The sequence below is a fragment of the Mucilaginibacter metallidurans genome, assembly GCF_003286435.2.
Classification (GTDB): Bacteria; Bacteroidota; Bacteroidia; order Sphingobacteriales; family Sphingobacteriaceae; genus Mucilaginibacter; species Mucilaginibacter gossypii.
On record NZ_CP043449.1, the window covers coordinates 4,167,672 to 4,183,355 of the forward strand.

Annotated in this window: 10 protein-coding genes; all 10 read right to left on the bottom strand. The window is 42.4% G+C overall.

All coding sequences use genetic code 11. The annotated features are described in order from the left end of the window. Positions 1 to 87: 87 nt before the first annotated feature. Complete coding sequence (locus tag DIU38_RS17840) at positions 88 to 876, bottom strand: isocitrate lyase/PEP mutase family protein (protein ID WP_112657998.1); 789 nt, start codon at positions 874 to 876, stop codon at positions 88 to 90. Between the two features lie 192 nt (positions 877 to 1,068). Next, positions 1,069 to 1,449 (bottom strand): YybH family protein, encoded by a 381-nt coding sequence (locus tag DIU38_RS17845; protein WP_112654681.1) that lies wholly within the window; start codon positions 1,447 to 1,449, stop codon positions 1,069 to 1,071. A gap of 71 nt (positions 1,450 to 1,520) precedes the next feature. Further along, on the bottom strand, positions 1,521 to 2,336 hold the full coding sequence (locus DIU38_RS17850) for a helix-turn-helix domain-containing protein (protein ID WP_090531577.1): 816 nt from the start codon (positions 2,334 to 2,336) through the stop codon (positions 1,521 to 1,523). A gap of 409 nt (positions 2,337 to 2,745) precedes the next feature. Continuing rightward, positions 2,746 to 4,887, bottom strand: a complete 2,142-nt coding sequence (locus tag DIU38_RS17855) for a family 43 glycosylhydrolase (RefSeq protein WP_112654682.1) — start codon at positions 4,885 to 4,887, stop codon at positions 2,746 to 2,748. 37 nt (positions 4,888 to 4,924) lie between these two features. After that, positions 4,925 to 6,907: an alpha-L-arabinofuranosidase C-terminal domain-containing protein gene (locus DIU38_RS17860; RefSeq protein ID WP_208057786.1), complete on the bottom strand. Its 1,983-nt coding sequence runs from the start codon at positions 6,905 to 6,907 to the stop codon at positions 4,925 to 4,927. Between the two features lie 14 nt (positions 6,908 to 6,921). Further along, a complete protein-coding gene (locus DIU38_RS17865) occupies positions 6,922 to 7,881 on the bottom strand; it encodes a family 43 glycosylhydrolase (protein ID WP_112654684.1) in 960 nt (319 codons plus the stop codon). 264 nt (positions 7,882 to 8,145) lie between these two features. Continuing rightward, positions 8,146 to 9,318 (bottom strand): acyltransferase family protein, encoded by a 1,173-nt coding sequence (locus DIU38_RS17870; RefSeq protein ID WP_112654685.1) that lies wholly within the window; start codon positions 9,316 to 9,318, stop codon positions 8,146 to 8,148. Next, entirely contained in the window at positions 9,318 to 11,531 is a 2,214-nt protein-coding gene (locus DIU38_RS17875) for an alpha-N-acetylglucosaminidase (protein WP_243770722.1), read from the bottom strand. The genes DIU38_RS17870 and DIU38_RS17875 overlap by 1 nt, the downstream gene beginning before the upstream one ends. A 292-nt stretch (positions 11,532 to 11,823) precedes the next feature. Then, the gene (locus DIU38_RS17880) at positions 11,824 to 14,289 is read right to left on the bottom strand and encodes a TonB-dependent receptor (protein ID WP_112654687.1); all 2,466 of its coding nucleotides are present in this window, start codon (positions 14,287 to 14,289) and stop codon (positions 11,824 to 11,826) included. Positions 14,290 to 14,428: 139 nt separating this feature from the next. Next, positions 14,429 to 15,472 (bottom strand): class 1 fructose-bisphosphatase, encoded by a 1,044-nt coding sequence (gene fbp, locus DIU38_RS17885; protein ID WP_112654688.1) that lies wholly within the window; start codon positions 15,470 to 15,472, stop codon positions 14,429 to 14,431. Between the last annotated feature and the right edge of the window lie 212 nt (positions 15,473 to 15,684).

The window sequence follows — 15,684 nt, forward strand, 5'->3', positions numbered from 1 at the left end:
ATTTTGCGGATTATTAAACTACCTTATAATAAGGTAAAACAAGGCAATTAATTAGGTTTTTAATTATTTAGCACTTTTATTCACCTGTTAACTGGCAGCCCCGTTAAAAAGGGCTGCAAAGCTATTTTCGGCCGTTATTTTTTCAATCAAATTTTCCAGTGACCGGTAGATGTTCATATTCAAAAATGGGCCTGCGCTAATCCTTTTAATGCCCGCATTTTGCAACGCTGTAAAATCCAGAAGGCCGGGCATACACATTACGCTAACCGGGAGGCGCGATAAGGCCGTTATTTTTTCAATATCTGCTATTTGGGTAATGCACGGAAAAAACAAACTATGCACACCTGCATCCTGGTAAAGTTTAGTACGGGTCAAAGCGTCTTCCAGTGCGTTAGGTAAACCAAGCAGAAAGGAATCGGTCCTTACATTTATAAATACCTCTACCCCTGTGGCGCTTAACAATGAAGTTATCTGTTTAAGTTTTGTGGCAAAGCCTAAGGCATCAACAATACTTCGCTGGCCATTCACCACTATCGAATCCTCTATATTGATACCCACAACACCGATATTATATAGTTTGGTGATGTTACTGCAGATAGCCTCCGGTGTTTCGCCATAACCACCTTCAAGGTCGACTGTTAGCATGGCTGATGTTGTTGCAGCTATGCGTTTAACAACAAAAAGGTAATCCTCAAAACTCATCTCTTCGCCATCTGCAAAGCCTAATGAGCTGGCAACAGCGGCGCTTGATGTGCCGATTGCTTTAAAATTTAATTTATCATAAACCTGTGCGCTTTGTGCATTCCACACATTGCCAATTTGCAAAGGTTTGGTTTGATGATGCAGGGCTAAAAATTCTTTGAATCTATTTTTCATGTTCTTGTTTTTATTTTATGCTCAAAATTAGCTTGAGCATTTTTCTAAAAATTGTATAAAACGGAAGAGATTAGTGAAAGGTGAAAGGTGAAAGGTGAAAGGTGAAAGGTGAAAGGTGAAAGGTGAAAGGTGAAAGGTGAAACAAAAAATGGCCGGGTAAATCCGGCCATTTTTTGTTTCAGATAGAGAAAATCAGGCTACGAGATTAGCCTCAGCTCCGAATGCATGATCGATGACAATTTTCCAGTTGCCGTCGGATTGTTGTTTCATTAACTCTATCCCTTTTGCGGCAATCTGTGTTTTGCCATTGTCGGTAATGCTCCACTCCGATCGGCCGACCGCTACATCGCCTGATTGCAGACAGTAAACTGTTTTGATTTCCATTACTCCGGGCACAGCGCAGATGCTTTTAACAGCCTCTTCAAACTGGTCCCTGCCTGATACTTCTTTTCCCGGTTCCGGAAAAATAATACCGTTGGCATCATACACATTCATAACTACATTTACATCTTTGGTGTTAAAAGCGGCCGCAAGTACTGCGTGCACTTCCTGTGGTGTTTTTGCTGATTTCATTTTGTTGTTTTTTTTATATCAGCAAAACTATGTAGCTCGAATAGCCCAAAATTGTATAAAACGGAAGAGTATTAACTGCCCGCCAGGGCCTGGTTTATAGGCGACGCCTGAGCAGCAAATGAGTTAGGTGTAAAACCTGTAAAAAGCTTAAATTCCTTTATAAAATGTGCCTGGTCAAAATAACCGGCGCTGTAGGCTACATTCGTTAGCTTTTCTTCATTAGCGCTAACCAGGTTAAGGCTATGCTGAAAGCGGTTTATTTTGTAAAATAATTTTGGCGGCAAACCTGTATACTGCGAAAAAAGGGTATTGAGGTGCCGTGAGGAAATGTTATAACGGCTGGAAATTGACAGGATATTATCGTCGCTGTAATTCTTTTTAAGACTACTGACAATATCCCCGATAAATTTGATCTTCGAATGCTTTTTTTCGGTTGCCGATAAACGGCTCCGCAAATAATCTTCAATCATGGCCACCTTCGCATTCAGGTCGGCGGTCTCCAATAATTTTAAATAAAGCGTTCTTAATTTAGGTCCGAATACGTGCGTGGCATCAACAATTTCGTTGTTAAATTCTGATACATTTTCATCAAAAAAGTAAGCAGCCGAATGCGGGTAAAAACGGAAGCCGAGCATAATATTGCGCCCTACAGATTGAATGGGCAAAGGTTTAGTGATCTGGCCCCAAAGTTCAACTGGAGGAGTGGTAAAAAATGTATCACCTTTCTTTGATTTCCAATTTCCGGCACCGAGGTTAAAGATTACCTCCATGGTACCGCTCGGGAACACAATATCATCGTAGCTTCTGTCCGAATCAGATTCATACAGATAGAAGCACTTGATGTAAGGCTGTAGCCTTGGCTCCGGAAGCATCTCTTTGAAAACCATGATTACAAATATAGGACACAACCAAGTTCCCAAATTGTAAAAAACGGAACATATTTTAGGAGCTTAAAGCGGAAGGCATAAAGCTTAAAGGCAATATCTGTTTAATTGATCTGCATAGATTTTATGTAAATCAAAGCCGCCATGTAAGTTGCTAAAGACCCGTTAAAAACAGATAAACTTATTTACTTTTCATAAAGATCATTGCCGTTGACTTTAGTCAACGGAATAGTAATTGTAAAAAAAATGGCTTTAGCCAAATGTCGCGCGTACATTGTGGCTAAAGCCCGGTTATTTGCTTCTTTAACCGTTGACTAAAGTCAAAGGCAATGAATAGAAATCTAATTTACGAAAGCTTCAAAGTAGCTCGCGTGGCGGCTTAAAAAACTTAAAGTTACTCAATAATCCGCTTTTACTTTTTTACATGCACAGGTCTTATACCTTCATGTGTAGGCGTCACTTGTTTAATCAATCCATTCCCATCAAATTCCATTTTATCAATACATACCTCACGGTTGTATCCTGCGGCATCGCCCATGGTAATGCCTTTGGGGTAGTTGAACCGGTGATAAACAATATACCATTCATCGGTACCCGGGATCTGGATCACTGAGTTATGGCCGGTACCGTAAATACCTTTTGCTGCATCTTTGGCGATAACTGTATTTTGCTCCGGAACCTCTATTGGCCCAAGTGGAGATTTAGAAGTACCATAATGCACACTATAATTAGGGCTCCGGGTATCATTTTCAGACCACATGAAGTAATAAGTTCCATTGCGGTAAAACACGTATGTACCTTCGTTATAATGCGAGTAAGGAGTAAGGATTTTGGTAGTACCCGGTTTTAATGAAATCATATCATCGTTTAACTCGGCCACTGCCATATAGCCATTGCCCCAGTACAAATAGTTTTTACCTGTTTGCGGATCGGCAAAAACATCGGCGTCAATCTGCTGTCCGCCTTTAACACCTTCAGGCAATTGTGCTATCAAAGGTTTACCCGAGTCAGTAAACGGCCCTGCCGGATCATTTGCCGTCGCCACTCCTATTTTTTGAGCGGCGGCAAAATAGTAGAAATATTTATACTCATTGCCGATCTTTTTTTCGATGATACAAGGAGCCCAGGCATTCTTTTTTGCCCAGCTCACATCCTGCGGTAAATCAAGAATCTTACCCTCGTCTTTCCAGTTCACCATATCATATGAAGAAAAAGTCTTAAAATACTTGCCCGACCAACCATCAAAGCCGTCGCTGGTAGGATAAATATAGAATTTGCCTGTTTTTTCGGCGTACAGGATCTCCGGATCGGCATAGTATCCTGCAATAGCCGGGTTATGGGTTTCCTGGGCAGTAACCTCAAAAACCTGCGCTCTTTTACCTGCTATAGTTACAGAATATTTAACAGGGCCTTTGGTAAAGTCCTGCGGTTTCAGCGGGCTGACAGTAACGCCGGGAAATAGGGTAAACCGGGGATCAAATGATTTTAAACTTGTACCTGGCTTTACAGGCAGGTGAACTTTATGGTTCGCCGTATCTAAAACAATATTGATGATTTTAATCTGCTTATTTAACGGCGAAAGTATGACATCTTCAGCCGTTTCCCATTTTGTTGTTAATGCCGCCGCTTCTTTTGAAGTTATTGACATCACGGTACCATGGCGCGGATGAAAATTCATGGACACCTCATCGTCAATCAGTTTAAAATTTTCGAGATCGGTTGTCCTCGTAAACTGGTATTTACCTTGTGTATATAGGTCATACATCAAAATATAACCGCTGCCATCGTTTAATTTAAAGGTGCCGGCTCCCTCTACCGGGTCTTTAGTTTGCTGTACGTATTTATCGCGCAACACATAGCCTGAAGTTAGTTTATCGGATACGGCAATTTTGATTCCTGCACCCGATCCTTCTGTTTTGAAAAACAAGTAGTATTTATTGTTTTTATAAACAATATCTCCATCGATACAGGCACCACCATCCGGTTTGAAGAAAAGCTGTTTAGGCTCGGTTGTAAGACCTGTAAAATCCTTATTGGCATAAGCATAATAGATCTTGTCGGCCTCTTCGCCAAAGCGCATCGACCAGTAGATCATATATTGTTTTTTCTGCGGATCATAAATAGTTTGTGGTGCCCAAACCCTGTTTACACCAGCAAACTTTTCAAAGGTTTTGGCGATATCAATGGTTTTTGAGGTCCAGTGTACCAGGTCGGTTGATTTTAGCAATACCATGGAATAATCCGGTCCCCAGCCATATTTTTCGGTGTTCATGTCTGTGGCAACCATATAAAAAGTTTTACCGTCGGCAGCACGCATAATATGCGGGTCACGTACACCACCTGTAGCGCTGATATCAGCCGAATTTAAAACGGGATGATTGTTATTCAAGGCACGGAAATGATAACCATCATTACTCAAGGCAAAACGAATTTCTTCACCGCCTTTGCCACCTGTAAAATATGTAAAAAGATAGGCGCTGAATTTTTGCCGCGGCTGCGCTATGACTACTGTGTAAAAGCCAACTAAAACGCCCAGTAAAACTATTTTTCTCATGTATAATTGGTTTGTTTTTTTCGAATGTTCAGGATAATTATTTGTGCTTTTCCATCCCTTTGCTGCTAATTCTGACAACTGTCAATGAATAGGCAGGTACAGTGAAAGCCCACTTCTTTTGCAATTTTATTACTGACGATTGCGGCACGATAGCTTGCGGGTTATCGGCGGAATTCTTTACCTCCGGATTGCCTGTAATAACAATAAGCGTCGCCGATTGGGGTAGTTGACCAATTTTTGACAGATCCGCCTCTCCCGAAACGGCCGCATTACCGGCATTGGCAATTTTCAGGATCAGATCACCCGTCGCAGAGTCGCGTACTGTTGAAACACCTGCCGTAGTGTCAAGAGCCGCTTTTTCCCCTTTCAGCTTTATTACACCCGGCAAATACTCATTGCCCGAGTTAGCAGCAAACTGCTGCTGAACATAATAGTTTACCGTTGGGAAAACCTTGCTACCATTAAAATATATCAAATTGGGATTCCATGAAGTATGGCCTATCCTGGCAATGAGTGGCGCGTATGATGCCATCCTTACCACATCTCCGTTACGTTCTAAATTGGTCATGTAAACAGCTTCAGCCAAGGCGTTAAACAGCGTATTGCCCCATGAGGCATATTCGCCTATATAAACTTTTGACCTAAGCCTGTTGTATGCATCATAACGCTGGGTATTTTTTAAAAACCATTGTGGTTTTTCATAATAATGCTCATCAACAATACCAACCGAAAGTTGATCGGCCAGTTTCCAGCCTTTCTCAAAATCTTCGCCGCTTGGACTTGGCCCTACTGTGCCGATGATTTTAATTTCGGGATGCGCCTTATGCAAGGCATCATAAATCATCCTGAAACGTTTTTCAAATACACCGGTGATCTTATCTTCATTACCTATACCAACGTATTCCAGGTTAAAAGGCGCGGGATGGCCTGCAGCGGCGCGTTTTGCCCCCCACGTAGAAGTGACCGACCCGTTAGCATATTCTACCAGATCAAGTACATCCTGCACATAAGCTTTCATTTCTTCCATCGGAATGCCTTTTTGCCCGGTAGAACCTATCCTCCAGGTACCGCCAGAATTTTGACAGCTTACGCCGGCCGCAAGTACAGGAACCGGCTTTGCACCGATATCCTCACAAAACTGAAAATATTCAAAATAACCTAAACCTGCTGTTTGATGATAGTTCCAGATATTACGTTGCTCAACCCTTTGCTCAACCGGGCCGATGGTATTTTTCCAGCGGTAAATGTTGGCTATGCCATCACCATGAGTAAGGCAGCCGCCGGGGAAACGCATAAACTTTGGTCTTATATCGGCAATAACCTGCGCCAGGTCTGCCCTCAATCCATTTTTATGATTTTTAAAAGTTTCTTCCGGGAACAATGACACCATATCTATCCCGATTTTTCCTTTCGCTTTAATCAACAATACCAGTTTGGCACTGTCATTATCAAAATTCACATGAATCTGTTCGGCGTATTTTTTCCAGCCTTTACCAGACGTTGTAAATGAAGAAGAACCTAATTCTTTACCCTTCCGATCAACAAGAGCTACTTTTACAGGTAAAGACTGATCTGAAAGCACATTTAAAAAAACCGAAAAATTATAGTTTTTACCAGCCTTTACAGGGATCCCATCAAAGCCTGAATTTTCAAGCCCCACTCCTTTTTGCCCTTCATCCTGGATATCAAGCAAAATATAATGCGGGTTATTAGGATGAACCGGAGCAGCCGTTTCTACCGAAATGGTACCATAGCCAAAACCATCCGTCTCATATTTCCACGCGGTCATCGAATTCCAGTCGCGGTTATCGGCCGGGTTATACTCAAACGAGCGGTTCTGGATAAGTTCGGCATAAAGGCCTCCATCAGCCGCATAACTTAAATCTTCAAAAAAGATCCCGAAAAGGTCAGGACTGATCTTTTTAATCTTTGTGGCATCGGCTTTTTGCTGCGCAGAAGCTCCAAACCAGGTAAATACCATAATTGTTAACAGCGCAGTGCTGGCTATTTTTTTCATCATAACAGGTTATAAGGTTAATTGAACTTTTGTACTCCTTTGGTACTTACCTTTTTAATATTGCCATCCACATCAAAATTTAAACTATCAAGGCACAGCTGTCGCAACACAAAAGATTCCTTTTGCGGAAAAATGCGGTGGTATAAAATATAGCGCTGTCCTTTTTCAACGAAGGTAGTATGGTGACCGGGACCAATCACGGTACTATCCGCAGAAGTATTTAATATAATCCGGTGCTCATCCTCCTGAAATGGGCCAAGCGGACTGCTTCCCTTTGCATAGCCTACCTGGTAAGTGGCATCAATCGCTTTACCCTCTGAAAACATGAGGTAATAGGTTTGATTGCGTTTAACCATATGCGCGCCTTCAAAAAAATGAGGTGTGGTGATATCTTTCGGAGTTCCGTCAAACGAAACCATATCACTCTTTAGCTTTACAGCCATACAATGCCCGTTGATCCATTTATATCCCGATCCCCAATACAAATAAGCGCTGCCATCGGCATCAATAAAACAATCCGGATCGATATTATGCACTTGCGGGTAATCTGTAGATTTTACCATAGGCGTATTATCACTCTTTAAATTTTTCCAGGGCCCAAGCGGTGTATTGCTTACGCCTCCCCAAACTTCACCGCCTACGGCTACATACATGTAAAATTTGTTGTCCTTTCCTTTTACTACAGATGGCGCCCAAACCATTTCGTTGAGCGAGGTTGGAGTGGTGCAGGCTTGTTTAGTAGGCCAGTTGATATGATGCCTCGTAAACTTAATAAAATCGGTAGTCTCCAATACGGCCAGCTCTTTATCGCCCCAGGGATCAATTGTGGCATAAATAAAATAGCGGCCTTTATCTTTCACAATAGTTGGATCGGCGAAGTATCCCCCGGTTATTGGATTTGGGATCATTTGCTTTTGTGCACGCGAAGCTGCGCCAATCAAAACAAGTGTAAAAAAGAAAAGTATGCGCTTGATCATAATGAAGGTAAAAACAATTCAATATTAAGTGTTATTTTAACAATTAACGAATTAAATACGATTTTATCTCAATTATTTTTTTCCAATCGCCTTGCGATTAAAAGTGATTCTGAGTAACTGGATAATTTGGTTAAAATATTTTTATGTAGAGACGCATAATTGCGTCTCCCAAAGGACGAGCCACCTTGCAACGGAGTAAATCGCCCTAACTTGCATGCGGGAGACGCAATTATGCGTCTCTACATTCAAAAAACTACTTTATATTTATATTTTCAGGAAGATCTTATTACGATATAAAAAGTACAACAAAGCAAGCTGTACAACCACAATGGATATTGCTGCCCATACCGGTTGCCAGCTTTGTGCGAGATGGCTAATAATTCCCCCGAAGAAAAAATTGGCTGTATGCTGAAAATCAACCATCCCTTCTGATGCCAGATAGATCAGGATAGAGTTTACACCAATAAGCACAAAAGGAAATGCCCATTTTTTGTATCCGGCGACATCAATCACCAGGTAAAATACCGACAGGAAAACCAGGCTCCACCCACCTACAAACATCACGAATGAACTTGTCCATAAGCGTTTATTAATAGGGAAAGCAAGATTCCAAAGTATCCCTAAGCCAATAAATAAAACACCGACTGCAAATAAACAAACTCCCTTTTTCCACATCGGCCATTTTGCAGATTCAAACTTCAGAAACTGGCCTGTAAAAATCCCCAGCATAGCAGTGCCAATAGCCGGAATGGTAGATAATACACCCTCGGGATCATGTACCTTATCGTGCAGGCGTCCGGGAAGCAATAAACGATCTATGTAAGATTCCAGGCTACCGTCCATGGTTAAAACCCCAGCCCCGTAGCCAGGCACCGGAATTAGCTCCATTACTGCCCAATAACCAAACAGCAAAATACCAAACCATAAAATTTGTCCACGAGTACCAAAATTGAGATAAATTACACCTGCAAAAAACCAAGCCAGACCAATGCGCCCCAGCACACTTGCAAAACGTGTATTCTCCAAACCGTTAAACTTAAACAAGCCGTTAACAACCACCCCTAAAAACAGCAGGATAATGGTACGCCTGAGCATAGTGCGATAAATTTCTCCTTTGGATGAGGACGGCAACAGATATGGGTGAGCTACCCCATGTTTAGCAACTTTATTGCCCATTGAATAAGGCATGGAAACCCCGGCAATAAACAAAAACAAAGGAAAGATCATATCATAAAAGGTGATGCCATTCCATTCGGTATGATGTAGTTGCCCCGACATCCATACCAGCAGTGGCCAGCCGGTGGCTTTAGCAAGGGCATGCACCACCCCTTCCCCGCTCATTATCCAAAACATATCAAAACCACGAAGGGCATCTAACGATAACAATCTTGCAGGCTTTGCCGCAGAATTTCCAGGTTTAGCTGTTAATGTATCCATTATTTAAGATCCTTATCCATGTTTGTTCTGTATTTTTCATAAAGCTGTTTTGCAACAGCAGCGCTGCTTCCGGCAGGAGCAACCGGGTACGTTTTGGACGAATTAACCCATTGCCATTCCCAATTGCTTATTGATTTGTCAAATTGTTTAAAATCGGGTTCTTTACCGGTTTTAAACGATCCTTTCAATAAATCGAAAAATTTTCGCCAGCGCACTTTATAAAAGTCATTGAGCAATCCACTCCACTGCCTGCATGAATATTCATGCAGCGGACTATTGGCATCGCCCCAAAGCGTTATCAGGTTGCGGGCGTTTTTCTCATAAAGCACTTTTTCGGCCGGGGTAGTTCCCCTGTTTCGGGCATCGGCTATCCATGGGCCCAGCATAAAATCTTTGCGGGTGGCCAGCAGCCTGTCCATATCGGTAATCAGGGTGAGGTATTCGGCAGCATACTTATCAAAAGCCTTTTCATCTTTATCATGGTATGCCTTGATCCATTTCAACTGTAGCGGCCGGCCATAGTTAGCCAGCATCTGGCGGGTAATATCAACCAGGTCGTAATTAAAACCACTACTTTTTTTACATGTGGGTATAGCTGCAACTATTTTATCCCAGGCCGGCAGCAGATCTTTACGTTTATAATTTAAACGTGTACGGGTCCATACTGCGGCCGAATCAAGTGTTGGCCTTCCGGTGATGATCGACTCGGCCCCATCACGGATATCCTTGCCATTAAAAACGGTAGCCCTGAGTGTTTGCCAGGCGTCAAGCGCATCCTTACTTTTTACACCATAACGATTAAATAAGTACTCCGGCAACCATTGATCAAGATCAATTGGCTTATTTTGCCAGGTATGTTGCGTCATTAATTCATAAAGCACAGGAGTTTGTTCAATAGCTTCCATAGTTAAACCTATGCCCACCATTTTTCCTGATTTAGGGTCGTTAAGAGCCTGTGCGGGTTGGGTTGCGACGGCCTCTATCCTGCCAAACAAGCTATTGTTACCGCCATAGTTATGCAGCATATTCCAGATCCAGGGTTTACCGTAAAATGCTTCGGTGCGCTTCCATATCGGTTCATAATCGGTATTGAGGTCAAGCACAATCATATGATCATCAGGCACAGCATTCAGCAATGCCTTAATCTGCTCGTTTTGCCAAAATTTACGATCGCTGAAAAACAACCAGCCCTGCATCACCCAAACAGCTTTCGGATCGGCCCCTTTCATGCCGTCATAAACCCTTGCGCTTAGTTCCGAAAGGAATTTAGGATCGTTTGATGGAGGCTCATTCTCATTAAATGTATCGGCAGAGTATAAATGATCCGTGCCATAAACCTTGGTTTGTTCCTGTATAAATTTTTTACCGATCTCTGCAAATAGCGGGTCTTCCGAATCAAGGATATAGGTATCGGCAAAGCCGTTGTTCCAGTTGGTTTGCTTTAGCTTAGCATTCGGGAAATGTTTTTTAAACGATGCCGGCACGTGACCTGTAAATGCCGGAAGTACTGGTTTTATCCCCAGTTCGCGTTCGCGCTGCAATATTTTGATCTGCAAATCCCGGTGACTGGTTATCCAGCTTGCGGGCAGCGGGCCGTCCCATTTATCTATATTGCCCATATAAAACCAGCCAAAATATGCGGGGCCGGTAAAAAAGTCCTGCATATCTTTATTGTTAAAGCCCATGCCTTTATAAACTTTATCCCATACGTATTCCTGCCCGGTTATGGCCAGCGGCATATTGATGCCGTGCAAGGCCATCCAGTCAATTTCCTTTTCCCACCGTTTCCAGTCCCACCAGCTCATACTGTAGCTATAGGTGCAATAGTTAAGGTAGTACCGGTATTGGTAAGGCGTAGTTTTATGAACCCTTTGAGCTGGTATAGGTAACTTTACGGGAAGGTTCAAATTTGTACCGTTCCAGGTGATTTGGCAATGTGCATATTCGGTAAGGTAATAATATAATGCCGACGCCACTGCGATACCATTATTGCCCCTGAGTACAATTTTGCCTTTAGCACCTTCTACTTCAAAAACATCTTTGCCTTCATTTTCAGAAAGCGGTTGAACAACAAAATTTTGTGCATAACCGGGCACCACCCGTTTAATTAAAGCATAAGAAGCCGGCACTTGCAACTGTGCCTGAGCGCTGATCATCCCACCGCATATGCCACACAGCAGCATACAAATGAAAACCTTCGTTTTATAAACCATTTACTTTAGATGTTTTTATGATTATTGAGTTAAGAACGTCAATCGATGAATTCCGAATCGTTGTCGCACCGATCATATCCTTCATGTCCCCTCAGGGTCTCTCGCAGAGGACCCTGAGGTTCAGCCGCGTTCTATACTTCTTCGAGGGCATTCAGAACGGAGAATTTACTCGGTGTATACATCAGGGTCCTCTGCGAGAGACCCTGAGGGCACGTTATTATCGCACGCTTACACGATGTTCAGAAACTCAAGGCAATAAAAACAAAAAAAGGCATATTTCATTGAAAATAAATCAAAAAGGGAAAATTGCTTTAAAACTTACATTTCGCCCGATATTATAAATGCCAAGATGCCCGTTTGGCGACGACTGGTAATACTCAAAATATTTTAAACGGTTAAGGTTGGACTGGTAGGCCTTATCAAACAAATTATCAATTTGCAAAAAAAGCTCACAAATGGCTTTGTCCGATTTATTTTTGATAGTGGCGCCAGCTCCGATATTAAACAGGGCATAACCCGGCGTAGCTGTTTCTGTATTATCCAAAGCATAAAAGCGATTTTGGGTAGCATAAGCATCCATTTCGGCCTTAAAGTAAATCTTCGAAAAAGGGCCATAAGCCTTCTGCAAACTCGCCTTAAACTCCGACCGGATATGCAGCGGCGGGATGAATGGCAGATATTTAGCTGCACCGTTAGATTCATCAACAAGCTGTTTGTTGCCGTTGATGCCGGTTACATAAGCCAAGCTATTGTTAAAAGCCAGCCATTTAACATTTTGAGGATGCACATTCAGCGTAAACTCGGCCCCATACAGGCGGGCACTACTTTGCTGGTATTGATAAGTGCTGTTACCCGGTACAATCACCACAGGATTGCCATCGGCATCAGTAAGTTTAGCCTGGTAAATGTAATTATTGATGTGGTTATTAAACAGCTCTGCAATCAGGTCGACATCCTTCAAGTAGGCGATGAAGCCCAGATCCTCCTGTAAACTAAACTCAGGGTTAAAACTGCGGTTACCTAAATACACGATATGCGCCCCGGGGTCGAGGCCGTTTGAACCTATTTCGGTGATATTAGGTGCACGGTATCCGCGCGCGATGTTGGCTTTAAACAATAAGCGTTCGCTGATATTATAAGTTATCCCCAAACTCCCCGAAACACCCTGATATACATGTTTAAAAGCTGGAAACTGTAAATGAGCGCCCGCCGTATCCGGTAATTTCACATGTTGCTCAAACCTGTTTTTGGAGTTAGGCCCCACATAAAAATCGTTCCAATGGATGTGCCGGTTATCATATCTGAGCCCTCCTGAGATATCAACTTTCCCAATTGTTTTTTTGGCGAAGAAAAAAGTCCCGGCATCAAACAGGTTATAATCCGGAATCGGAAAATCTGTTGCAGCCTTGCTCCGGTTAGTTTGGTACATGCCATTTACACCAAAGCTACTTTCTATACCCGCGATAGATGGCAGGTTATATTTAAAATCGTAATTAAGGGTATTAAGTACTACATACAAGCCCGGCTGATCGGCCAAGGTAGGGTGGTTATATTCTCTGCGGATACTTTGTTGCAAACCGATTGAAGCATTGATACTGCTGCCTTCGCCAAGTTTAAACTCATTGTGCGAGTAAATACGATAATGCTGAATGCGCTGGTGCAGCGGGGTAATACTGTATGATCTTAACTCATCATCACTCACAATTGGCCGGTTCCTGATATTGTCAGTACTGCTTTCGGCTATTTGTTTGGTAAACTGCCTTGTAAGCGAGTCCCTGCTCCCATCGGGGATCTCCTGCCGGTTATCGTAAACTGTTGCTGCGATTTGCGAGTACCCCCAATTTTTATCAACCCTGGCCATACCCGATAAATTGAACTCCCGGAAACCTGTGTTATACACATAACCATCAACACTATTATGATAATCATGCGCCGCTTTCGCAGTTGCCCGGAAGGCGTATCGCCAATCGTTCTTTTTGTATGACAGTCCTAACGAGGTACCTATCATGCCGTTATTGGTATGATAATCGGCAGTATAGTCAGCTCTCAAAACATTATTTTCGCCAACCGGCAGATATGGGATCATGTTGATCACGCCTGCCAATGCATCTGAGCCATAAGTTAAACTTGCCGGCCCTTTCACTACTTCGGCCCGGCCAATGCCATACTGGTCTATCTCAATACCGTGTTCATCGCCCCATTGCTGCCCTTCCTGGCGTACGCCATCATACAAAGTTAAAACGCGGTTGTAGCCTAATCCCCTGATAAACGGTTTTGAAATATTGGGCCCGGTAGTAACCGAATTAACACCCGGTACTCCTTTCACAATGGCGTCAATAATGTTATTATTCACATTCTGATCCATTTCCTTCTTGGTCATTACTGCGATGGGAATGGGGTTACTCCTCAACTCAGTTTTGCGTGAAACGCCGGTTACCGTCACCTCATTTAATTTGGAGCTGCTTTCCTTAAGATTGCCATCCAATAAAATTGCTTCATCGGGTTTTACACTCACGCTATGGCGCTCAGTAACATACCCAATGTTAGAGAATACTATTGTGTATGTGCCTGCCGGAACATTTTTTAAATGGTAATAGCCTTTATCATTGGTAGTAGCCCCGATAGAAGTTCCTGAAAGTGCAACAGTAGCAAAAGAGAGCGGTTCGCTGCCGGCTGTTAATCTTCCTTTGAGCGAACCATGCTGGGCAAAAACCGCTATCGGCATTAATAAAAAGCATAGTAAAAATATTTTTCTCATTCGTTTCAGCATATCATAAATAATATACAAAACAAATAAAAAAAATTAGCCTTATCTAATTTTAATAATAAAGCATGCAAATTACTCCACTTATCAATCTCAATAACAGCTACGCTATAAAAATGAAATCTTTAGATAACTAAATAACCTGTTTATGCTGATTTATAGATGGCTGATGCGAAGAAAAAGCCAGCATGAAATCTTCGGCCCGCTTAACCATATTCTCCGAACCGATAAAAATAGCCGAACGCTGATGAAGTTCATTAACATCTAAATCCAGGATGCGCTCATAACCGGTAGAAGCTGTACCGCCCGCCTGTTCAACAATAAAAGCCATTGGGTTACATTCATAAACCAATCGTAATTTTCCGTTAGGATATTGGGCCGTAGTTGGATACAGGAATATGCCCCCTTTAATCAGGTTACGATGAATATCGGCAATCATTGACCCGGTGTAGCGTGAGGTGTAGGGGCGGTTAGTTGTCTCATCTTCAACCTGACAGTATTTGATATATTTTTTTACCCCCAGAGGAAAATGCGCATAATACCCCTCATTAATAGAATAGATATAGCCATCTTTAGGCATTTTAATATCAGGATGCGACAGGCAAAACTCGCCTATTGATGGATCAAGTGTAAAGCCGTTAACTCCTTTGCCAGTTGTATAAACCAGCATGGTTGACGAACCGTAAATTACATAACCGGCCGCTACCTGCTCAGTACCTTTTTGCAATACATCTTCCAGTTTAGCTGCACCTTCGGTTGATTTACGGCGATAGATAGAAAATATGGTGCCCACACTTACATTCACATCAATATTTGATGAGCCATCAAGCGGGTCAATCGCCACAATATATTTGGCATGTTTTGAGATCTCTGATTCTATCAGGATATGTTCATCATTTTCCTCAGAAGCCACAACACAGCATTCGCCGCCGCTACGCAATGCCGAAATGAATTGCTCATTGGCATAAACGTCCATCTTTTTCTGACGTTCACCATGGGAGTTCACAGAATCGGTTTCGCCTATGATATCGATAAGTCCCGCTTTACTAATCTCGCGGTTAACAATTTTAGCGGCAATGCCTATATCCCGCAAAAGCCTTGACAGTTCGCCTTTGGCAAAAGGGAAATCTGCTTGTTTCTCTATAATAAATTGTCCTAACGTTTTTACTACTTTCATGGAGATATGTATTTAATTGGTTAACAGAAATATTAAAAAATACCGGAGTTTAGCCGGATGGTTTATAATTAGGAAGTGGAAGTTTAACCACCGGTGATTAAAAGCATTAAAAATAAACAGCCGATATAAACTTGGCCCTATATCCTCATATTCAACTTTTTGCTAAGTTACCGGCCTTTAATTGCCGAACTGTCATGCCCCGTCTCCTTATA